Raw genomic sequence first — 21,068 nt, 5'->3', positions numbered from 1 at the left:
CTTGAAGCCCTTCATCGCATCATTCGACGATCAACTACGACAACAATGGTAATATGTCGGATATATCCGATGGATTAACGCAATGCAAGATGGTGGCCATGAGATATGGACACTCGCGCTCGCATAGCTTGGAACCTGCGAAATCTCAGGGTCTCGCGGAAAGTCACACAGGAGAACCTCGCTGTGGACGCGCAGGTGGACCGAACCGTTATCAGCGATTTGGAGAGAGGCAAGCACAATGCCTCCATTGATCTTATGGATCGACTTGCAATCGCGCTCTCGATTGATATCTCGGAGTTTTTCTCTGAACCGTTACCGTCCGAAGGCAAGCCAGAACCAATGAAGGCGGGGCGAAAGCCAAAGGCTTGATCATCCGTGCAGGAAAAGCCTTGGCTCCGATTTGATCTGAGGGATCGTCACAATGTCAGGCGGCAGGTTCTTTCGCGCTTCAATCGCTATCGGAAATCGCAGTGCAAATGAGCACTCTGATTGGTCTGTGCTGTCCGATATGGTGTTTAAGCTCGACTCTGCTGGGAATAGAACCAAACAGTATGGAGAATCTACACCAAGTGCAACATGGGCGTTTGAAGGGTAGGGGATCAGCCGCATTCACGCAAATGCGCCATGAAGACCTCGGCCGGTGTTTTGTAGCCCAAGCACTTTCTTGGCAGCGAATTCAGGTGATGGGCGAGGTCGACAAGTTGCTTCTGAGCGACGTTGGACAGATCCGTATCGCCAGGCATGAAGCGTCGAATGCGCTTGTTGGTGTTCTCGACAGCGCCTTTCTGCCAAGGCGAATTGGGATCGCAGAACCAGCTCCTGGCGCCGATCCCATCTTCCAAAGCCCTGAAAGCGGAGAACTCCGTGCCGCGATCAAAGGTGAAGCTTCGGCGTGCAAAAGACGGCAATGGTGAGAAGGCATGGATGATCTTGTCCATGATCGGTCGCGAGTGACGGCTGCGGTTCTTGATCATCACCGTATAGCGGCTCTTGCGCTCGACGAGAGAGGTGACGTTGGTCTCTCCGAGTTCACGCCGGAAGATCAGGAGATCGCCCTCCCAATGCCCGAACTGTGATCGATCATCAATAAAATCAGGTCGTTGGGAGATTCTGTAGTCGAGCGGCAAGTCTCAGCGGCGTAAGCAGATTTATGGAACTCGCCTTAGCCCACCCCACGCCCAACCGCCAATCGCGGCTTTGCCATTCAACGTCGCTTGGACTGGCTGGAGAACGCCGCTCAAGAACGCAAACATAGCCGCGAGCAGTGCAGAGCTCATGTCGTCTCCTTCTGACTTAGTAATTGAAGGCGACCGTCGCGCTCTGCAGTTGTCGGCTGCCTTAGGCAGTCCTAGAGAAACCATAGCCAAACGATCTCTCTCCGGGATAACGAAGGAACTGGCGATTAGAGCCCGCATCCTTGGTACACTGCTTGTTTGAGACGTGACGCACCATTCAGCAAAAAGACTTGATCGGACTCCAGCAAATACAGGCTGACCCCGAGCTCATTCCAACGTGGGATTTCGGCCAGGTCGGGAACAAACATTCCGACGGCCTTGCCATGGCGAGCCGCCGCCTCGCAAATCTTCTCGGAAGCCTCGATTACTTGAGAAGCAACGGCTGAAGGCGCGCCCAGAGCAACGGCCAGATCTGCTCTACCAATAAAAAAGCAGTCGATTTCATCGATGGTCATTAGGTCATCAAGACTGGACAGGGCTTCCGCGTCTTCGATCTGCGCCACAATCGTCGTTAGATCGTTTGAAGCCGTAATATGGTCCGCCATCTTGACCCGTGTGTATCCGGCTGCGCGACTGGAGCCCGCATAGCCGCGTCCGCCGGGCGCATAGACGCAAGAAGAGACAAGTTCCCGCGTCCTGGCTGCGTCATAGATATGCGGGATCACCACGCCAGTCGCGCCGAGGTCGAGCGCATTCAGGATTTCCGGAGCAGTAGGCGCTTGAATGCGCACGAGGACCGGCATGTCCTGCGCTCGCGCAGAGAGGATCGCGCCGTCGAGATCCATCCTGTCGAACGGCGCGTGCTCGGAATCCAGGCACAATACGTCGAGGCCCGAGCCAGACAAAACCTCGGTGACGATCCTGGACGGCGTCTTTATCCATGTCCCGACGGTGCGTTCTCGCGCCCGTGTCCGTTGCTTGAAAGTCCGGGTTTTCTCCATGGTCAGGCTCCTGCGAAACGGATGCGTAACGCATCGGGATTGATCACCGTGTCGGGGATTTCTCCCTTCAGCACGCTGAGCACGGATGTCGTAGCGGAGCGGGTCATGCGTGCGATCGACTCCTTGCTGATCCCTCCGATATGGGCCGATGCGATGAGGTTCGGCACGTCAGCCAACGCCTCCGAGCCGGGCGGCTCGACCTCGAAGACATCAAGGGCGGCACCAGCGAGATGGCCGGAGCGAAGTGCGCTAAACAGCGAGGGTTGGTGGACGAGGCCCCCCCGCGACGTGTTGACCAGATAAGATCCCTTTCGCATACGAGCGATACGTTCGGCGTTTATCAGCTCTCGGGTATCCGCCAAAAGCGGCGCGTGTAGCGAGACGATGTCTGAACTCGCCAGCAACTCCTCCAATGAGCCGCATCGCTCCGCGCCATCGACGCGCTCGACCATCGCGTCGAAATAGAGCACGCGCACGCCAAAGCCAAGAAGACGGCGGATGACCGCTTTGCCGATGATGCCGGCGCCGATCAGGCCAACGGTTTTGCGGTAAAGCTCCGTCGGTGTCGCCTCCCCCACCCGATCCCAGCGGCCCGCTTTCACGGCCTGATCCTGCGTTACCACGCGGCGCATCAGGCCGAGGATCATGGCCAGCGCCTGGTCCGCCACCGTCTCGGCATTCATGCCAGGTGTGATGGAGATGCCGACACCGAATTCCCGCGCGGCGTCGTGGTCGATTGAATCGGTACCGACACCGACCCGCGCGATAACCTTCAAATTCCTGTCGCCCGCCAGTACTTCACGTGTGAAGGGATCGGTAGAGACGATCGCCGCGTCACAATCCGCAAGCAGCGCCGCGAGCTCTTCGGCGGTCCGGTTTCCCGTCTTCGGCTGCAGCACAAGTTCGTGGCCCGCCGCGACCAGCCGCGCGCCGGTGTCTTCGTCAGCCGCGCTATAACCCGGCCAGCTTATAAATACCCTTGCCATGTCCGGTCCTTACAGCGTGCGATAGGTAATGTTTGCGCTCGCGCCTTCGGCGGCGGAGCGAACGATGGCGTCGACGATTTCCGCGCAATAATAGCCGTCGCGGAATGTGGCGCCGACCGGCGCGATCTCGCCCAATCCGCCGATGGCGGCGAGCATGTGCATGGCTTCGTGGCTAAATGTGTCGACCCAGCCCAGGGGGTGTCCCGGTGGCAGCCAGTTCTTCTGGTAGGGATCTCCATCACGCAGCACGTTGATCCGACGCCAGGCCTTGTCCGTGCCGGCGAATTCCAGCTCGTTGAGGTTCTGCATCGAGAAACGGATCGAGCCGCGCGATCCGTCGACCTCGATGCGGCTGGTCACCATGTTACCGCCGGCGACACGAGAGGCTTCGAGCACGCCGAGCGCCCCGTTCTCGTAGGACAGAAGGGCCGCGAAGAGATCGTCGGTCTCGATGCGCTGCTCATCGCCGGCCTTCCCGACCGCGATCCCTGTCACGGCCGTAGCTCGGACGGGATCGGAGGACAGCAGGAAGCGGGAGATATCGATATGGTGCGAGCCGAGATCGCCGAGCGCTCCGGAGCCGGCGAGCGACTTGTCGTCGCGCCAGCCCTTCACACGGCTTTCGGAAAGAGAGGAGGAGACGAGGAAATTCGAGCGGAAATGATAGATGTCGCCGAGTTCGCCATCATGAATCATCTGGCGTGCAAGCTGCAAGGCGGGGAAGAAGCGGTAGTTGAAGGCGCACATGTGCTTCACACCCGCCTCGTGGGCGACCTTCCACATCTCGAAGGACTGGCCCGCGTCGGGCGCAAGCGGCTTTTCGCAATAGACATGCTTGCCGGCACGCGCGGCGGCGATGATCGGTTCGACGTGAATGGAGTTCGGACCGACGTTGTCGACCAGTTGGATATCGGGGTCGTCGATGATCTCGCGCCAGTCGGAGACAGCGCGCTCCCAACCGTAGCGCTCGCGGGCTTCCTCGAGCCGGGCGGTGTCGCGCCCATAGATCGCCTTGAGACGCGGGCGCGGCACGTCGAGCGGCGCGATCACGGGAATGTCCCGATAGCCGATGGAATGGGTCTTACCCATGAAGGCGTGACCGATCATACCGATCCCGACTGTGCTTTTCTCCGTCATGCATTCCTCCATAAAATGTATCGATATCCGGCTCAGGTCCTGTCGGCTTCCTGAACCGAGGAAAGGACGAGCTGGACAAGATCATAGGCCCGAAGCCCGTCCTCCAGTGTGCAAAGGGGTGCGACACCCTTCGCGAGTACGTCGCCGAGATGGTCGATCTCGGCCTGGTAAGCGGGCCGGTAACGGTCCCAGAAATGCTCGAAGCGACGTCCGATGCGGGTGTCCTTCGCGCCGTCAAAAATCACCGGGCTGATGCGCGGGTCCTCGCAAATGATCCGGCCCTCGCCGCCGAACACTTCGAGCCGCTGTTCGAAGGCATGCGCCGCACGCCGCGTCGCCGATACATGAGCAACCGCCCCGCCCTCCCACGAGAGCATGATGTTGGCGGTATCGAAAACGCCGATCTCCGCGAGCGTAGGGTCAGCGTTGCGGTCTAGTCGGGTATAGGCGCGCTCCGGAAGACCGCCCATTAGCCAGTTCAATTCGTCGAGGTCATGGACGACCATATCGGCGACGATATTGCCCTGATGTAATAGCTCCGAGCGGGCGGCGAGGCGGGGGTCGCGGCTGAGCTGGAGGATATGCTCCACCTTGCCGACATCTCCTGCCCTGACGCGCGCGTGGACCTCCTGCCGGTAGGCATCGAATCGGCGGTGGAAGCCGAGAACCACGGGGATACCGCTGCTCGCGACGGCCGAAATCGCCTCCAGGATCGGCTCTCGCGAAAAAGCCACCGGCTTTTCGCAGAGCGTCGGCAGGCCGAGGCGGCAGGCCTCCAGCACATAGGACACATGGGTTTCGGTCGGCGAGGCGATCACCAGCGCGTCAGGCTTGCAGGCATCAATGGCGGCAGGGAACGTCTCGTATCGCGGGATAGACCATTTCTCGCCGAAATGGCGTCCGCCGAACGGGTCCACGAAGCCCGCGAGTTGCAAACCGGGATTGCGCGCGACGGACAGCGCGTGAACGTCGGCGATCCGCCCTGACCCGATGATGACGATCTTGTACTGTGCCATGATATGATCTCAGTCGAACGCGGTCGTTTTCTTGATCTTGACCCAGCGGTCCTCTTCCGCCGCTTGGAATGCACCGGCAATGACGCGGTTGATGTGAAGCGCCTGCGCGAAGTTCGGCGCCGCATTCGCATTCGCGTTGATGACCGCCTCGATGGCGCGGCGGGCAGTGACGACGAAGGCTTCACCATAGCCGAGCCCCTGGCCCTGCGCATACCAGAACGGGTCTGCCTCGGGATGAATGCCCCCGAGCATGATCCGGCGAAAGCCGCCGACGCGTTGGGGATCGTCGGCACTGAAGAAGTGCAGTTCGTTGTTGCGCTCCCAGCTAAACGAGAGCGCTCCCTTCGTACCCGTAACAGAGAAGCTCAGGTCGGATTTATGGCCCGTTGCCGCCCATGAAGCATGGACCGAGCCGAGGGCGCCGTTCGAGAACTGGACCAGCGAGGCGGTCAGGTCATCGACGGTGACCTGCTTCGCATCCAGCCCGTTGACGGGACGCTTTTCATAGAGACGCCGCGTCTTGGCGGTGACGGATTCGACGGGTCCCATAAGGGCGCAGGCGATATCCATGATATGGGAGCCGATATCGCCGAAGGCACCGCCACCGGAAACCGGCTTGTTGAAGCGCCAGGAGAACGGAAGGCTCGGATCGGCCGCGTAGTCCTGGAAGAAATGTCCTTCGAAATGCAGCAGGTCGCCGAGTTCGCCCTCCCGGATGAGCTGGCGCGCAAGCTCGATCCCCGGCCAGGTGCGATAGGAGAAATTGACGAGGTTCACCTTGCCGGAAGCCTTGGCTGCTTCAGTCATCCGTTCGGCTTCGGCCACGGTGTTGGAGAGCGGCTTCTCGCAGAAGACGTGCTTGCCATGGGCGAAGGCATCGATGGCGATATCCGCGTGGCTATCGTTGGGCGTGATGATGATGACGACATCGATGTCATCGGCCCGCGTCACCTCTTTCCAGTCGCTAGTATGGCTCTGCCAGCCCCAGCGCTCCGCCCCCTCCTTCGCCGCCTGCGGCACGATATCGGCCATGCGCACCATCTCGATGCGCGGCAGCTTCGGCCAGAGATAAGCGCCGATGTTTCTGAGCGCCAAGCTATGCAGCTTGGCCATGTAGCCGGAGCCGACGATACCGAAACGAATATTCTCCATGGGAATCCTCCTCGAATGTCTTGTTTTCAACGAATGCTTCTGCCGCCATCGACCGGAATGGACATCCCCGTCATGAAGGACGCATCGTCGCTTGCTAAAAAGGCGATAACGCTAGCAACCTCGTCCGGCCGACCGATACGGCCGATCGGGTGTTTCGCGAGGACAACGGCCTCGGCCGCATCGGTATCGTCGGCGGAATCCAACCAGGTCGTGACCATGCGCGTGCGGATCGCCGCCGGGCAGACGGCGTTTACGCGGATGTTATCGCGGGCCAGATCGAGCGCGAGCGAGGAGGTCATCGAGGTCACGCCGCTCTTCGACGCGCTGTAGGCGACCATGTTCTCCGTTCCGCGGATGCCGGTAATGGAGCCGACATTGACGATCGCTCCCCCGCCTGCCTGGCGGATCGCAGGCACGGCAGCCCGGCAGCCGAGAAAGATGCTGGTCAGGTTTGTATCGATGAGACGGTGCCACTGCTCAAGGCTGGTCTCCTCGACGGAGCCGCTTTCACGCACGCCCGCATTGTTCACGAGAATGTCCAGCCGGCCAGCGGTCGCAACGACCTCAGTGATGGCCCGCGCCCAGTTCTCCTCGTCCGTCACATCGAGACTGACGGAGGCGACGCCGTCAATATCGATTTTCCCGCGGCGGTGAGCGGCAAAAACCGTTCCTCCCTCCTCCCGGATTCGCTTGATGGATTCCAGACCGATGCCGGTCGACGCGCCGGTTACCAGCGCGACCTTGTTTGCAAATCTTTGCATAGCTTGCTTTTGCCTTCTCCCTTGGGAATTGTCGCTTCAACTGGCCAATTCCCCGCCATAATCCGGGATATAGCGGAAACTTTTATCTTTGCATAGCTTTGCAAATTCGTTTAAGTGAAAAAACTCGAAATCGCAAGAAGTGCTCAGCCACAGCGGGAGGAACCATGTCCAACACGATCAGACTTACGGCGGCCCAGGCCACCATCCAATATCTTCAGAAGCAATATTCGGTTTTCGATGGCGACCGCGAACGGCTCATCGGCGGCATTTTCGGCATCTTCGGCCATGGCAATGTCGCCTCTATAAGTCAGGCGATCGAGGAATATGGCGCGGATCTGCCCTATTACCAGCCGAAGAATGAGCAGGCGATGGTTCATTCCGCGATGGGCTATGCAAAGATGAAGAACCGCCGCGCGACGCTGGCCTGCACGGCCTCCATCGGCCCGGGCTCGACGAACATGATCACCGGCGCGGCGACCGCGACGGTGAATCGCATTCCCGTCCTGCTCTTCGCCTCAGACACCTTCGCCCACCGCCGCACGGGTAACGTGCTGCAGGAGCTCGAGCATCCCGTCGACGGCGATCTCACGGTCAATGATTGCTTCCGGCCGATCAGCCGCTTTTTCGACCGTATCTCCCGTCCCGAGCAGATCCTGACCGCCCTGCCCGAGGCGATGCGCGTTCTCACCGATCCGGCCGATACCGGCGCCGTCACCATCTCCTTCCCGCAGGATGTCGAAGGCGAAGCTTATGATTATCCGCTAGAATTCTTCCGCGAGCGCAACTGGGTCATCCGCCGCCGCGATCCGTCTCAGGAGGATGTGGGCGAGGCCATCGCCGTGCTCTCGAAGGCAAAAGCGCCGCTGATCATCGCCGGCGGCGGCGTGCGCTATTCCGCCGCGGAGCGTGCGCTGCGCGACTTCGCCGATGAATTTGGGATTCCGGTCGCCGAGACCCATGCCGGTAAGGGCGTCAGCCTCGATACGCCGCTCTGCCTCGGCGGCATGGGCGTGACCGGGACGGGCGCGGCCGGGCGGATCGCCGAACGAGCCGACGTGGTCGTGGCCATCGGCACGCGCCTGCAGGATTTCCAGACAGGTTCCCGCTCAGCGTTCCACGATCCGAACGTCACCTTCGTCTCGATCAACACCAACAGCTACGATGCGCACAAGCTGCGCGGCGTGCAGGTCGTCGGTGATGCGCGGCTCTCCATCGAACGCATCGCCACCGGCCTGCGCGCGGCCGGCTATGCGACCGCGAGCGCCTATCGCGAGGAGATCAGGTCGCGGCAGGCCGAATGGAAGGAAGCCTATCGCAACGACATCGCGGTGCCGCCTGGGGGCGAGCTGAACTACGGCACCATCACACAAATCCTCAACGAGGCGACGCGGGCCGGTGACGTGGTAATCGCCGCCGCCGGCACGCCACCCGGCGAGATCCACAAGGGATGGGACAACTCCAACGGCTCAAAAGCCTTCCTGGAATTCGGCTTCTCCACGATGGGCCACGAAATCCCGGCCGCCATCGGCGCGCGGCTCGCGAATCGCAGCGATGACGAGATTTTCGTTCTCATCGGCGACGGCACCTATCTGATGGGGCCTACCGAGATCGTCACTGCCGTGCAGGAAAACGCCAGGATCACCGTGGTCGTCGTCGAGAATTACGGCTACCAGTGCATCCGCGATCTTCAGGAAAACTCGACCGGCATCGACAATCTCGGCAACGAGTTCCGCGCGCGCGACAACGACGTGCTGCGCCCGAATGGCAGCTATCTCGAAGTCGACTATGCCGCAAATGCCCGCTCGATGGGTGCCTCGGTGCTGTCGGCCGCCGACGAGGAACAGTTCAGGCAAGCATTGGCGAAGGCACGCCCCGTTCGCGGCCCTGTGGTGATCGTCGTCAAGGCGGAGAAGCGCGGCCGCTCCATCGGGTCCGGCGTATGGTGGGATGTCGGCGCGGCAGAGGTGACGAACACCAGCTCCGTTTCCGACGCGACCGCGAAATTCCGCGCCGGCGAAGGCAACCAGCGCTATCTAGGCTGAGGAGCATGCCAATGAACCTCGAACCGAAGCTGTTGCTGGCCGCGCAAACGGAACTTGGGGAGTGCCCGGTCTGGGACCCGGACCGGGGTGTGCTCTTCTTTATGGATATCACCGGTAAGAAGCTCCACGCATATGACTGGAGCATGGGCGAAGACCGGGTGCTGGAGCTTCCGGCACTCGGCGGGGCAATGGCACTGGCGCAGGACGGCCGGCTGATCGCGGGCCTTCAGAACGGAATCCATTGGATAGACCCCGAGTCGGGCACGGTCGAATTCATCATCGACCCGGAACCGGATAAACCCGACCATCGGCTGAACGAAGGCAAATGTGATCCTGAGGGCCGGTTCTGGGTCGGCTCCATCTCGACGCTCGGCCGCTTTCCGACAGGCTGCCTCTACCGGCTGGAAAAGGACGGTTCGGTCAGCGAGGTCCTGACGCAGATCAGCGTGCCGAACACGATAGCCTGGCTGCCGGATGGAAGGCACATGGTCTTTTCAGACAGCGTCACCAAGCAGGTCTGGCGCTTCCGGTACGACGCCGGCACCGGAGCGATCGGCAATCGCGAAGTCTTTATCGACGTCCGTAACTTCACCGGCATTCCCGATGGCGTCGCGGTCGATGCGGAGGGCGGCCTGTGGATCGCCGAGTTCGGCGGCGGAGCCGTGCACCACTTCTCGGCGGAGGGCAAGCGAGTTGGCAAGATCGTCCTGCCGGCGACGCAGGTGACGTCATGCGTCTTCGCAGGCCCTGATCTGCGGCATCTGGTGATCATCACGACGAAGCGGCTTCTGGACGAAGACGGGCGAAAATCCCAGCCCCATTCCGGCGATCTCTTCGTAGTGGAACCGGGCGTGCGAGGACTTCTACCGCATCTCTTCCAATAGACAAAACCCGGGCGGTGCGAACCGCCCGGGTTTTGTCTCTATCGCGTGCCGGCCTTGACGCCCTGCTCGGCTTCATCGATATTCGACAGGTCGACGATGGCGGGGCCGGTATAGATATCGGCGGCAAGGGTGAAGCCCTGGGTTTTGTGCATCCACATATGCTGCACCGCGAGGAAGCCCTGCAGATATTGCTGGCTGTCGATCGTCGCCATGATCCGGCCAGAGCGGATGCCGTCGAGCTGGAGTTGGGCAACATCGAAGGTCAGGTGTTTCCAGGTCCGCCCGGCGCCGACCAGGGCTTCAGCGTCGAGGACCGCCTGCGCCCCGGGAGGACCGAGAGTGAGAACAGCGTCCACGTCCGGATGATTTTCCATGTATTCTGCCACAGCCCTGGCGCACGCCTCGGACTCGCCGCCCGGAACACGCAGCCGCTCCGCCGGCACGCCGGCCTTGTCGAATGCGCTCTTGAAGCCGTGCCAGCGGTCGCTATGGCAGATATGCTCATAGAGATAGTGATCGACACACATCGCCGCACGCGGCTTTACATGCTCCAGTAGATAGCGGCCGGCGAGTTCCCCGGCGTTGAAGTCGTCACCGCCGATGTAGAACAGGTACGGGATACGCTCCCCTTCCGGCCGGCCATCCTTCGCGTTGACGCAGATGACCGGGATGCCATCCGCAATGGTAGCCTTCAAAGCGCCTTCCACGGCGGCTACGTCCGGCACCGTCGAGATGATCCCGTCGGGGCGGGCATGGCGTGCGCCGTCGATCAGGCCGGCCTGTATTTCAGGCGAAAATTTGCCGGGGCGCAGGTGCTCGACATCGACATCGAACCGCGCGGCGGCATCCAGCAAGCCGCGGCGGAACACCTCCCAGAAAACGTCGCCCAGGATATCATGGGTGACTGCATATATTTTCAGTCTCTTGCTCATAGTAGGCCCTATCCTTCAGAAACGAGCGCCAGAGGGCGGCCCGAGGCCGCCCGCAGATTGCTCAGAACCCCACCGACTTAAGATAGGCGAGGCTCTTTCGCGCGTCGCCCAGCGGATCGAAGGAGATCGTCGGATCGATATCCTGTTCGATATTGGCCGCACCGTCATAGCCGTGAGTCTTAAGGGCCTTGGCCAGTTGTTCCCAATCGACCACACCTGCACCCATCGGGCAGAAGATATTGTGCTCGACGGCCGTGAGGAACGGGATCTTTTCCGCCAGAACGCGCTTGTGGACGTCGCAGTCGATATCCTTGAAATGGAAATACTGCACGCGCTTGGCGTGCCGCTCGTAAAAGGCGACGGGATCAATGCCAGCATAGGCCATGTGACCCGTGTCGATGCAGATGCCGACGCGCTCGGGATCGAGCCGCTGCAGGACACCTTCGATCTCGTCCTCAAACTCGATGTAGCAGCCTGCATGTTGATGGATCACCGGTTTGACGCCAGCAGCGAGGGCGATATCGGCGATGCGGTCGATAAGGCCGATCATATGTTCGAACTGGCTCTCGCTCAGCTTCTTGGCGAGGTCGCGCCGACCCGCCGTCGCCATCCGCTCCTCGGAGATATGATCGATGGTGACGAGGTAGCGCCCGCCCACGGCCGACAGCAGCTCGACTGTCCGCGCGGCGTTTTCGAGCACAGCGTCCGTCTTCGCGGGATCATGTAGAACCTGGAAGACGAAGCCGGCGGCGACAGTCAGCCCGCGGCTCTGAAACTCGCTCGCCAGCTTTTTGGGGTCGGTCGGGTAGAAGCCGTAGGGGCCGAGCTCCGTGTGGCTATAGCCAGCCTCGGCGATCTCGTCCATGACCTTCTGCCATGGCGGGTTCTTCGGGTCGTTGGCATAGTCGACGCCCCAGGACACCGGGGCGTTTGCAAGTTTCACATGCATTGTAAATCCTCCGTTTTCCAGCGACTTTGCCGCTGGCTCTCATGGTCAATACCGTTCTTTGCATAGCAATGCAATATTTGTGAATAGCTTTTCAAAGGCCGCTAGGATTTTTCCCGGGCTATGGTATCTTCACAGAAAAGCGCCGATATGTGCGTGCAGATGGGGTGCAGGTTGAAAAAGCGTAATCCGAACGATCCGGACACCACTGCCGTTCGAAAGAAATATGCCTCGTCGATAGACGTTGCCCGTCTTGCCGGAGTTTCCCAGTCAGCGGTTTCTCGTGCCTTCACGGCGGGCGCCAGCGTTTCTGCGAAGACACGAGAAAAGGTCATAAAAGCAGCTGAGGAACTGGGTTACGGACCAAGTATGATCCCTAGGATCATGTTGACGCATAAATCTTCTTTGATCGCGATCGTAAGCGGCGGACTCTACAATCCCTTTTATGCCGGAGTGGTGGAGAAGCTTTCGCATGCAATTCAAAAATCTGGCTCAAACGTGATGCTTTTCTCGGTAAACCACGGAGAGTACATTGATGAAATCGTTCCCGACATTTTGAGCTATCGAGTTGACGGAATTGTCTCAGCGCTGTCGATCGTTTCGCCAGAGGCAGCTGAGCGTTGCGCCAAAATGCATACGCCTGTGGTCTTGTTTAATAACAAGCTCTCCAATGAATGGGTAGCATCCATCTGCAGTGATAATGTCGAGGGCGGACGTCAGATCGCAGCCCTTTTCATCAAGCGTGGAGCACGGCGTTTCGCCTACATCGGAGGTAAGAAAGGTAACCTCGCCAGCGAGGATCGGTTTGCTGGGTATTTGAGTGGCCTTAGGCAAAACGGCATCAACGATGTTGCTGTGGCTTATGGAGATTTCCGACACGACGAGGCCTTCGAAGCAGCTAAGAAACTACTCTCCTCGCGCAAGCCACCTGACGCCATATTCTGCGCCAACGATTTGATGGCTATCGGTGCAATGGAGGCGGTCAAAGCCTTGGGGTTGTCAGTTCCCGACGACGTGATCGTCGCTGGGTTTGATGATATCCCGGCTGCGGCGTGGCCAAGTTTCGACCTGACGACAATCCGACAGGATGGTGATGCAATGATTGGCCGGGCGATGGACCAACTTGCGCGCATGGTTGACGGAGAGCACCTCGCTGGAAATTCGCTTCATCTGATACGAGCTCCGCTTGTCGAGAGAGGATCGACTGCACGCAAGGCAACCGAACCCAATTGAATTAAAACAGAGCGTCTGTGCTCGTTAACGGGGCAGCCGTCTCTTTTGAGATCCGAAGACACGATGGCTGGGCCATTCATTGGACCTTCCTTGTAATGTCAAGCGATGTTGGGTAGCAAGAGATCAACAGTTTTCTTTGCATCGCCGTAGAACATGCGGGTGTTCTCCTTGTAGAACAGCGGGTTCTCGATACCGGAATAGCCGGTGCCCTGGCCGCGCTTGGAGACGAAGACCTGCTTGGCCTTCCACACCTCAAGCACCGGCATGCCGGCGATGGGCGAGTTCGGGTCTTCCTGGGCGGCAGGGTTGACGATGTCGTTGGAGCCGATGACGATGACGACGTCGGTATTGGGGAAATCGTCGTTGATCTCGTCCATTTCGAGCACGATGTCGTAGGGCACCTTGGCTTCGGCGAGCAGCACGTTCATGTGGCCCGGGAGACGACCGGCGACGGGGTGGATGGCGAAACGCACGGTCTTGCCGGTGATACGCAGCTTGCGGGTCAGTTCCGAGACCGACTGCTGCGCCTGTGCCACCGCCATGCCGTAACCCGGCACGATGATGACACTGTCGGCATCGTTGAGGGCTGAGGCAACACCGTGGGCATCGATGGCGATCTGTTCGCCCGATATCTCCATCGCCGGTCCCGTCGTACCGCCGAAGCCGCCGAGGATGACCGAGATGAAGGAGCGGTTCATCGCCTTGCACATGATGTAGGAGAGGATCGCGCCCGACGAGCCGACCAGCGCGCCGGTGACGATCAGGAGATCGTTGCCGAGCGTGAAGCCGATCGCCGCGGCCGCCCAGCCGGAATAGCTGTTCAGCATCGACACGACGACGGGCATGTCGGCGCCGCCAATGCCCATGATCAGGTGATAGCCGATGAAGAAGGCGAGAAGGGTCATGGCGATCAGCGTCCATGCGCCGGCGCCATTGGCATACAGAATGAGCAGGATTAGCGAGCCGACTGCGGCGGCGGCATTGAGGAAATGGCCGCCAGGCAGCTTCTTCGCCTTGCCGTCGACCTTGCCGGCCAGCTTGCCGAAGGCGACGACCGAACCGGTGAAAGTGACGGCACCGATGAACACGCCGAGGAACACCTCGACCTTCATGATGGCAAGCTCAACCGGGGTCTTGTGCGCAAGAATGCCGGCAAAGCCGGACAGCGCCGCGCGCGCCGCCTCGTCCATGCCGGCAATGTTGGCCGCCTCGATATGGGCGTTGAAACCGATGAAGACGGCGGCAAGGCCGACGAAGGAATGCAGCGCCGCGACAAGCTGCGGCATCTCGGTCATCTGCACGCGGCTCGCGACATAATATCCGAGCACCGAACCGCCGGCGATCATCAGGAGAATGATGAACCAGTTGCCGACACCGGGGCCGAAAACAGTGGCAAACACAGCCAGCGCCATGCCGAAAATGCCATACCAGACGGCGCGCTTGGCGCTTTCCTGGCCGGAGAGCCCGCCGAGCGACAGGATGAAGAGGACAGCAGCCGATATATAGGCGGCCGAAACGATACCGATGGTCATGATTGTGGCCTTTACCTCAGGACTTCTGGAACATGGCGAGCATGCGGCGCGTCACGAGGAAGCCGCCGACAAAGTTGATCGTGGCGACCAGCACCGAAAGTGCTGCCAGCGTCACCACGATCCAGTGGTTTGAACCGACCTGCAGGAGCGCACCGAGGATGACGATGCCGCTGATGGCGTTCGTCACCGCCATCAGCGGCGTATGGAGAGAGTGGCTGACATTCCAGATCACCTGGAAGCCGATGAAGCAGGAGAGCACGAAAACCACGAAATGGCTCATGAAGCTTGCCGGTGCCACCGCCCCCACTACCAAGAGCAGCGCGGTCGCCACGAACAGCAGGATGCCCTGGCTCTTCGTCTGCGCCTTGAACGCCTTGACCTCCGCCGCCCGCTTCTCCTCAAGCGTCAGTTCCCTGACCTTCTCCTTCGGCGTCTGTGCCGCGATCGCCTGGATCTTGGGCGGCGGCGGGGGATAGGTGATCGCGCCGTCCTTCGTCACCGTCGCACCGCGAATGACGTCGTCGTCCATGTTGTGGACGATGGCGCCGTCCTTGCCCGGCGTCAGGTCGGAGACCATGTGGCGGACGTTCGTCGCATAGAGCGTCGAGGCCTGCGCCGCCATGCGGCTCGGGAAGTCTGTATAGCCAACGATGGTGACGCCGTTTTGCGAGACGATCTTTTGGTCCGGCACCGTCAGGTCGCAATTGCCGCCGCGTTCAGCCGCAAGGTCGACCACGACCGAGCCCGGCTTCATCGCCGCCACCATGTCTTCCAGCCAGAGTTTCGGTGCATCGCGGCCGGGGATCAGCGCCGTGGTGATGACAATGTCGATCTCAGGCGCCAGTTCGCGGAACTTCGCCAGTTGCTTCTCGCGGAATTTCGGCGAGGACGGCGCGGCATACCCGCCGGTAGCGGCGCCATCCTGCTGGCCGGCCCCCTGACCGTCGGTAAAGTCGAGATAGACGAACTGGGCGCCCATGCTCTCGATCTGCTCGGCCACTTCAGGGCGCACGTCGAACGCATAGGTGATGGCACCCAAGGACGTCGCCGTGCCGATGGCGGCCAGACCTGCGACACCCGCACCGATCACCAGCACCTTGGCCGGCGGCACCTTGCCGGCTGCCGTCACCTGCCCGGTGAAGAACCGCCCGAAATTGCTGCCCGCCTCGATCACCGCGCGATAGCCGGCAATATTGGCCATCGATGACAGCGCATCCATCTTCTGGGCTCGACTGATGCGCGGCACCATGTCCATGGCGATCACGCTCGCGCCGCTTGCCCGCGCCTGCTCCAGCAGATCCTTGTTCTGTGCCGGGTAGAAGAACGAAATCAGCGTCTTGTCCGCCGAGAGCAGCGCCACCTCCTCCGCCTCCGGCGGCCGCACCTTGGCGATCACATCGCCACCCGCGTACACAGCCTCGCGCGTCGCAACCACCGTCACACCCGCCGCTCGGTACGCATCGTCCGAAAACCCGGCGGCCAATCCGGCGTCGGTTTCCACAAGGCATTGGTATCCCAATTTCTGGAGTTGTTTGGCGCTATCTGGTGTCATCGCAACGCGCGCTTCTCCCCCAAACACCTCACGCGGTGTGGCAATCTTCATCGGCTCATTCCTGTTGACGTGTTCAGTCGGCGGTCCAGCCGCCATCGACCATAAGTGCGGACCCCGTGATCATTGCTGCCGCGTCAGAAGCAAGAAACGTCACTGGCCCCATGATGTCCGTGAGTTCGCCTATGCGCCCGAGCTTGATCTTCTCCTCGATCCAGCGCACCCGCTCCGGGTTGGACAACGTCTGCTCCGCCAATGGCGTGCGGATGAATGTAGGGCAGATCGTGTTCACGCGGATGCCGTGCCGGCCCCATTCGATCGCCATAGACTTAGTGAAGCCTTCGACGGCATGTTTCGTCGCGCTGTAAACGGCACGGTCGATGCCGCCGACATGCGCCATCTGCGAAGAAATGTTGATCAGCGAACCGCTGCGCTTTTCCGCAACAAGTTTGCGGGCAACAGAGCGAGTGACAAAATACGCGCCGCGCACATTGATCCACATCACCGTATCGAAGTCCGACAGCGTGGTTTCGAGCGCCGGACCATGGCGAGCCATGCCAGCGCTGTTGACGAGGATATCGAATGCCGGAGCATGTTCGATGGCGTGCTCGGTGGACTCTACGTCTTCAACATCCATCGCCAGTGTGGTCGAATTGAACCCGATCTCCCTCAACGCTTCCACGGTCCACTCGAGTTTATCAATCGAACGAGCTGCAAGCGTGACCTGAGCGCCGGCCTCCGCGAGGGCGATGGCGGCCGCCTGCCCGATGCCTGACGATGCCCCAACGACAAGCGCAGTTCTGCCGTCGAGGCGGAAGGAAGGAGTACGCGGCAGGGCGGACGAGGTCATTCCGCGGCCTGCCCGTAACCGACGTTGCGGCCGCCATAACGGCGGACGCGCACGTTGCACTGTTCGGCGTGGCCAACAAAACCTTCGAGGATGCAGAGACGTGACCCGTATGCACCGATCATCGCAGCCGCTTCGTCTGTCAGCACTTTCTGATAGCTGTGGGTCTTTAGGAACTTGCCGACCCAGAGACCACCGGTGTAACGCCCGGCCTTCTTCGTCGGCAGAGTGTGGTTGGTACCGATGACCTTGTCGCCGTTGGCGACATTGGTGCGAGCGCCGAGGAAAAGCGCGCCGTAGCTGTGCATGTTCTGCAAATACCAGTCGTCGCGGTCCGTCATGACCTGAACATGTTCGCTGGCGATGTCATTAGCGACGTCGAGCATCTCCTCATGCGTGTCGCAGACGATGACCTCGCCGTAATCCTCCCAGCTACGCCGCGCCGTCTCGGCCGTCGGAAGGATGGCGAGCAGGCGCTCGATCTCCACCAGCGTCGCGTCGGCAAGTTTGCGGCTGTTGGTAATCAGCACGGCGGGGGAATTGTAGCCATGCTCGGCCTGGCCGAGCAGGTCTGTCGCGCAGATCTCGGCGTCGACGGTCTCATCGGCGATCACCATGGTCTCGGTCGGGCCGGCGAAGAGGTCGATGCCGACAAGGCCGTAGAGCTGGCGCTTGGCTTCAGCGACGAAAGCATTGCCGGGGCCGACCAGCATGTCGACCGGCTTGATCGTTTCGGTGCCTAGCGCCATAGCGCCAATCGCCTGGATGCCGCCCATCACATAGATCTCGTGCGCGCCGCCGAGCTTAATGGCGGCAATGACGGCCGGGTTTGGCTCCCCCTTGAAGGGCGGCGTGGCGGCGATGATCCGGGGTACGCCGGCAACGGCGGCCGTCGCCACAGACATATGCGCGGAGGCGACCATCGGGAATTTGCCGCCCGGAATATAGCAGCCGACAGACTGGACCGGAATGTTTCGGTGGCCGAGGACGACGCCGGGCAACGTCTCGACTTCGATGTCCAGCATCGAATCCCGCTGGGCCTGCGCGAAATTGCGCACCTGAGCCTGCGCGAACTTGATGTCCTCCATATCGCGCGGCGACACCTTGTTTATCAGTGCCTCGATCTCGCCCTCGCTTAGGCGGAATGAAGGGGGCGAATAATTGTCGAACTTCTCCGACAGCTCGTGCACGGCGGCGTCGCCGCGTGTTTCGATATCCTTGAGGATGCCTTCGACGGTGGTGCGAACCTTCGCGTCGTCTTCGGAGCGGGCCGCCTCGGGCTTGCCGCGCTTGAGATAAATAGTGGCCATGGACGTCTCTCCCTTTCGGCGGCGAGGATATGGCGCTATAGGTCATTTGCAAGTTTTCATTGCGTCAGTGAAAAAATTTCAATGGGTGGGGAATGAAGCCAACGGCAAAGCAGGTCGCGCATGCAGCAGGAGTCTCGGTGGCGGCAGTCTCCCGTGCCTTTTCGCCAGGCGCACCGATCGATGGGGAGAAAAAGAAGCGCATTCTCGCCGCAGCCGAGGCGATCGGCTATGTCAGCCCCGCGCGTCGGACGGCCAATATGATTGCGGCCGGAACCATCACGCTGGTCTCCGGCGATCTCCTGAATCCGTTCTATCCTACGGTCGTGGACACGCTTGCCCAGCGTCTGCAGGAAACTGGCCGCCAGCTTATTGTTTACGCGCTACCGGCGAATGCTGATGTCGATTTGGCAACCGACCAGATCCTGGCGTCGCGTCCATCGGCAATTATCGTCACATCAGCGCAACTAACCTCCAGGATGACGCGAGCCTGCCGACAGCATCAGATCAAAGTTGTTCTCCTAAACCGGATACAGCGCGACATCCGCATCAACGCCGTTGCCTGCGACAACTATCAGGGCGGCCGCGATGCCGGCCGTATCGTTTTGGAGCGCGGCAACCAAAAAATCGGCTTTATGGGCGGCATCGCGAACACGTCTACACACGCTGAGCGCTTGCGCGGACTTCGCGACGTTCTTGCGGAGGCCGGGCTGTCGATTTACGCGCAGGCATCGGGTGAGTTCGACTACCAACGCGGCTACCGTGCCGGCGAGACGCTGTTATCTGCGCAGAATCCACCTGACGCCATTTTCTGCTGCAACGACATCATGGCGCTCGCGCTGATCGACGTCGCGCGAAAGCGTGGCATCCGCGTGCCGGAAGACCTTGCCGTCGTCGGTTTCGACGATATTCCGATGGCCTCCTGGAACGCCTATAACCTGACGACGATCCGCCAACCGGTCGAACGCATGGTGCAAGAAGCGCTCCGCATCATCGACGATCCGGCCGTTGAGCCGGATGGCGTCACCAGAATGCTGTCGGGTGTTATAATGCGTCGTGGCAGCGCATGAGTTTAGGTTTGGGCGACGTTCGTCGCGACTCTCACGGCTTTCCCATATCTCACTTCTCTTCAATATGAGGAGGACGACATGAGGCGATCTGATTGGCTTCGATCGGACCTCCGGCCACGACAGCGCCGCTCTTGACCACAGTTTCAAGTCAAAATCCGCGCCTTAGATGTGCATAGCATTGCACATGGCTTCTCGCTCTGGCGTGGTACGCCGCGCGTGCACGTCGTCTCGCGGAGGCACCCATAAAACCATCTAATCTCGCCTTTAGAACGGCTTTGCGCGGCGGGATGCGACATATCGGCCTCGGCGAGGTGAACGTCACCCGCTCTCCATCCTGCAATTATGTTGTTGCATTGCTATGCATTGTGTGAGAGAACGAGCCGCTCCTTGGGAGAAGGAGCCTCACAGGAGGATCATCAATGAAGAAACTTATGATGGCGCTTATATCGGGTGCCGCTGCTGTTACGCTCGCTGGTTCGGCCCACGCGAACGACGTAAGCGACATCTACCTGGGTGTCGGTAGTGCATCCAGCGAATACTGGGCTGCTTACATCGAAGGGGCAAAGGCTGTAGCAAAATCTCTGGGCAAAGATGTGAAGGTCATTCCAAGCGAATTCGACGGCCAGAAATTGCTGGAGCAGTTCGGTGCGGTATTAGCTGCAGGTTGTGAGGATTGTGTGGTCACTGTCGACCCTGCATCCAACGCCTTCACCAAAGCAATGATCGAGCGTACCGACGCTGCGGGCGCCAAATATGTAAACCTGTGGAACCGACCCGACGAAATCCACCCCTGGGATACCGCGCCCAACACGTGGGTCGCAAATATTTCATTCGACGGCGTGGACTCCGGCTACCAGAATGCCATGGCCCTTTGTAATGCGCTCGGCGGAAAGGGCAATATCGTTGCCCTGAACGGGATCCCCGATAACCCGCCCGCAAAGCAGCGAATTGCCGGACTTCACAAGGCGCTAGAGGAGTGCCCGGGTCTGAAGTTGCTGGACACCCAGGTCGGAAACTGGGATCAAACGCAGGGTCAGTCGATCACACGTGCCTGGCTTGCCAAGTACGGCGATCAACTCAACGGCATTTTCTCCGCCAATGACGGCATGGCATTGGGAGCAGTCGCCGCCCTTCGCGAGAAAGGGTTGGCTGGCAAGATACCGGTGACCGGCTCGGACGGCTCGAGCGACGTGATCAGGCTCATTGAAAAGGGCGACATGCTATCTACGATGTATATCGATGGCTATGTCCAGGGTGCCTACGCTGTTGCGCTTGCCTCGGCTGCCGTCAAGGGCGACATCAAGATCGACGAGTTGAAGCAGGATCAACGCGATTTCTTCCTCTCGCAGACCCTCGTAACAAAGGATAACGCGGCGTCCGTTCTCAACGCGACCAAGGATGCCTCGAAGTTCTCCTATGACGCGCTCAAGGCAAACTTCTGGGCCGCCTCTGTTGGCCAGATTCCTGCTGGGGCCAATAAATAAGAGGTCAGGCTGAT

At 60.4% G+C, this 21,068-nt stretch carries 18 protein-coding genes and 1 pseudogene; 6 read left to right on the top strand and 13 right to left on the bottom strand.

Annotated features, from left to right (window positions below; all coding sequences use genetic code 11):
• Positions 1-105: 105 nt before the first annotated feature.
• Entirely contained in the window at positions 106-369 is a 264-nt protein-coding gene (locus K6N12_RS16930; protein WP_003555700.1) for a helix-turn-helix domain-containing protein, read from the top strand.
• A gap of 230 nt (positions 370-599) precedes the next feature.
• Here the strand turns inward: K6N12_RS16930 and K6N12_RS16925 are convergent.
• The 7 genes and pseudogenes from K6N12_RS16925 to K6N12_RS16895 all read right to left on the bottom strand — a co-directional run.
• Positions 600-1,124, bottom strand: a pseudogene (locus K6N12_RS16925) (IS30 family transposase); the annotation flags it as partial.
• Positions 1,125-1,402: 278 nt separating this feature from the next.
• Entirely contained in the window at positions 1,403-2,176 is a 774-nt protein-coding gene (locus K6N12_RS16920; RefSeq protein ID WP_222135079.1) for an HpcH/HpaI aldolase family protein, read from the bottom strand.
• Between the two features lie 2 nt (positions 2,177-2,178).
• The gene (locus tag K6N12_RS16915; protein WP_343228880.1) at positions 2,179-3,075 is read right to left on the bottom strand and encodes a phosphoglycerate dehydrogenase; all 897 of its coding nucleotides are present in this window, start codon (positions 3,073-3,075) and stop codon (positions 2,179-2,181) included.
• Positions 3,076-3,171: 96 nt separating this feature from the next.
• Entirely contained in the window at positions 3,172-4,299 is a 1,128-nt protein-coding gene (locus K6N12_RS16910; RefSeq protein WP_222148903.1) for a Gfo/Idh/MocA family protein, read from the bottom strand.
• 32 nt (positions 4,300-4,331) lie between these two features.
• A complete protein-coding gene (locus tag K6N12_RS16905) occupies positions 4,332-5,315 on the bottom strand; it encodes a Gfo/Idh/MocA family protein (protein ID WP_222135082.1) in 984 nt (327 codons plus the stop codon).
• 9 nt (positions 5,316-5,324) lie between these two features.
• On the bottom strand, positions 5,325-6,467 hold the full coding sequence (locus K6N12_RS16900) for a Gfo/Idh/MocA family protein (protein ID WP_222135083.1): 1,143 nt from the start codon (positions 6,465-6,467) through the stop codon (positions 5,325-5,327).
• 26 nt (positions 6,468-6,493) lie between these two features.
• Positions 6,494-7,228, bottom strand: a complete 735-nt coding sequence (locus K6N12_RS16895) for an SDR family NAD(P)-dependent oxidoreductase (protein ID WP_222135084.1) — start codon at positions 7,226-7,228, stop codon at positions 6,494-6,496.
• Positions 7,229-7,392: 164 nt separating this feature from the next.
• On the opposite strand from K6N12_RS16895, the gene iolD reads away from it, so the two are divergent.
• Together iolD and K6N12_RS16885 are read left to right on the top strand one after the other, a co-directional pair.
• Positions 7,393-9,270, top strand: a complete 1,878-nt coding sequence (iolD, locus tag K6N12_RS16890; protein ID WP_222135085.1) for a 3D-(3,5/4)-trihydroxycyclohexane-1,2-dione acylhydrolase (decyclizing) — start codon at positions 7,393-7,395, stop codon at positions 9,268-9,270.
• Positions 9,271-9,281: 11 nt separating this feature from the next.
• Positions 9,282-10,154 carry an SMP-30/gluconolactonase/LRE family protein gene (locus tag K6N12_RS16885; protein ID WP_222135086.1) on the top strand — a complete coding sequence of 291 codons (873 nt, stop codon included), beginning with the start codon at positions 9,282-9,284 and terminating at the stop codon, positions 10,152-10,154.
• A 38-nt stretch (positions 10,155-10,192) separates the two neighbouring features.
• Here K6N12_RS16885 and K6N12_RS16880 read toward each other — a convergent pair whose 3' ends face one another.
• Together K6N12_RS16880 and K6N12_RS16875 are read right to left on the bottom strand one after the other, a co-directional pair.
• Entirely contained in the window at positions 10,193-11,086 is an 894-nt protein-coding gene (locus K6N12_RS16880; RefSeq protein ID WP_222135087.1) for a sugar ABC transporter substrate-binding protein, read from the bottom strand.
• A gap of 61 nt (positions 11,087-11,147) precedes the next feature.
• Positions 11,148-12,035 (bottom strand): TIM barrel protein, encoded by an 888-nt coding sequence (locus tag K6N12_RS16875; RefSeq protein WP_222135088.1) that lies wholly within the window; start codon positions 12,033-12,035, stop codon positions 11,148-11,150.
• Positions 12,036-12,155: 120 nt separating this feature from the next.
• On the opposite strand from K6N12_RS16875, the gene K6N12_RS16870 reads away from it, so the two are divergent.
• Positions 12,156-13,265 (top strand): LacI family DNA-binding transcriptional regulator, encoded by a 1,110-nt coding sequence (locus K6N12_RS16870; protein WP_246645514.1) that lies wholly within the window; start codon positions 12,156-12,158, stop codon positions 13,263-13,265.
• Between the two features lie 98 nt (positions 13,266-13,363).
• Here K6N12_RS16870 and K6N12_RS16865 read toward each other — a convergent pair whose 3' ends face one another.
• From K6N12_RS16865 to hisD, 4 genes are read right to left on the bottom strand one after another with little or no spacing between them, the layout of a single operon-like run.
• The gene (locus K6N12_RS16865) at positions 13,364-14,797 is read right to left on the bottom strand and encodes an NAD(P)(+) transhydrogenase (Re/Si-specific) subunit beta (RefSeq protein WP_222135089.1); all 1,434 of its coding nucleotides are present in this window, start codon (positions 14,795-14,797) and stop codon (positions 13,364-13,366) included.
• Positions 14,798-14,813: 16 nt separating this feature from the next.
• On the bottom strand, positions 14,814-16,400 hold the full coding sequence (locus tag K6N12_RS16860) for a Re/Si-specific NAD(P)(+) transhydrogenase subunit alpha (protein WP_222135090.1): 1,587 nt from the start codon (positions 16,398-16,400) through the stop codon (positions 14,814-14,816).
• Positions 16,401-16,422: 22 nt separating this feature from the next.
• Positions 16,423-17,196: an SDR family NAD(P)-dependent oxidoreductase gene (locus tag K6N12_RS16855; RefSeq protein ID WP_222135091.1), complete on the bottom strand. Its 774-nt coding sequence runs from the start codon at positions 17,194-17,196 to the stop codon at positions 16,423-16,425.
• A complete protein-coding gene (gene hisD / locus K6N12_RS16850) occupies positions 17,193-18,503 on the bottom strand; it encodes a histidinol dehydrogenase (protein ID WP_222148902.1) in 1,311 nt (436 codons plus the stop codon). Before hisD ends, K6N12_RS16855 begins: the two co-directional genes overlap by 4 nt.
• A gap of 92 nt (positions 18,504-18,595) precedes the next feature.
• Between hisD and K6N12_RS16845 the strand changes: the two genes are divergently transcribed.
• Both K6N12_RS16845 and K6N12_RS16840 read left to right on the top strand, forming a co-directional pair.
• Positions 18,596-19,570 (top strand): LacI family DNA-binding transcriptional regulator, encoded by a 975-nt coding sequence (locus K6N12_RS16845; RefSeq protein WP_222135093.1) that lies wholly within the window; start codon positions 18,596-18,598, stop codon positions 19,568-19,570.
• Positions 19,571-19,989: 419 nt separating this feature from the next.
• Positions 19,990-21,054 (top strand): sugar ABC transporter substrate-binding protein, encoded by a 1,065-nt coding sequence (locus K6N12_RS16840; RefSeq protein ID WP_222135094.1) that lies wholly within the window; start codon positions 19,990-19,992, stop codon positions 21,052-21,054.
• The last annotated feature ends 14 nt before the right edge of the window (positions 21,055-21,068 follow it).

The sequence above is a fragment of the Rhizobium redzepovicii genome (assembly GCF_019793435.1).
In the GTDB taxonomy this organism is placed as follows: Bacteria; Pseudomonadota; Alphaproteobacteria; order Rhizobiales; family Rhizobiaceae; genus Rhizobium; species Rhizobium redzepovicii.
This window is presented reverse-complemented; position numbering and strand designations above follow the sequence as displayed.

Coding starts and splice junctions, on each gene's coding strand:
- K6N12_RS16930 (WP_003555700.1), top strand. CDS start 106: ATGGACACTCGCGCTCGCATAGCTTGGAACCTGCGAAATCTCAGGGTC.
- K6N12_RS16920 (WP_222135079.1), bottom strand. CDS start 2,176: ATGGAGAAAACCCGGACTTTCAAGCAACGGACACGGGCGCGAGAACGC.
- K6N12_RS16910 (WP_222148903.1), bottom strand. CDS start 4,299: ATGACGGAGAAAAGCACAGTCGGGATCGGTATGATCGGTCACGCCTTC.
- K6N12_RS16905 (WP_222135082.1), bottom strand. CDS start 5,315: ATGGCACAGTACAAGATCGTCATCATCGGGTCAGGGCGGATCGCCGAC.
- K6N12_RS16900 (WP_222135083.1), bottom strand. CDS start 6,467: ATGGAGAATATTCGTTTCGGTATCGTCGGCTCCGGCTACATGGCCAAG.
- K6N12_RS16895 (WP_222135084.1), bottom strand. CDS start 7,228: ATGCAAAGATTTGCAAACAAGGTCGCGCTGGTAACCGGCGCGTCGACC.
- iolD (WP_222135085.1), top strand. CDS start 7,393: ATGTCCAACACGATCAGACTTACGGCGGCCCAGGCCACCATCCAATAT.
- K6N12_RS16885 (WP_222135086.1), top strand. CDS start 9,282: ATGAACCTCGAACCGAAGCTGTTGCTGGCCGCGCAAACGGAACTTGGG.
- K6N12_RS16880 (WP_222135087.1), bottom strand. CDS start 11,086: ATGAGCAAGAGACTGAAAATATATGCAGTCACCCATGATATCCTGGGC.
- K6N12_RS16875 (WP_222135088.1), bottom strand. CDS start 12,035: ATGCATGTGAAACTTGCAAACGCCCCGGTGTCCTGGGGCGTCGACTAT.
- K6N12_RS16870 (WP_246645514.1), top strand. CDS start 12,156: ATGGTATCTTCACAGAAAAGCGCCGATATGTGCGTGCAGATGGGGTGC.
- K6N12_RS16865 (WP_222135089.1), bottom strand. CDS start 14,797: ATGACCATCGGTATCGTTTCGGCCGCCTATATATCGGCTGCTGTCCTC.
- K6N12_RS16860 (WP_222135090.1), bottom strand. CDS start 16,400: ATGAAGATTGCCACACCGCGTGAGGTGTTTGGGGGAGAAGCGCGCGTT.
- K6N12_RS16855 (WP_222135091.1), bottom strand. CDS start 17,196: ATGACCTCGTCCGCCCTGCCGCGTACTCCTTCCTTCCGCCTCGACGGC.
- hisD (WP_222148902.1), bottom strand. CDS start 18,503: ATGGCCACTATTTATCTCAAGCGCGGCAAGCCCGAGGCGGCCCGCTCC.
- K6N12_RS16845 (WP_222135093.1), top strand. CDS start 18,596: ATGAAGCCAACGGCAAAGCAGGTCGCGCATGCAGCAGGAGTCTCGGTG.
- K6N12_RS16840 (WP_222135094.1), top strand. CDS start 19,990: ATGAAGAAACTTATGATGGCGCTTATATCGGGTGCCGCTGCTGTTACG.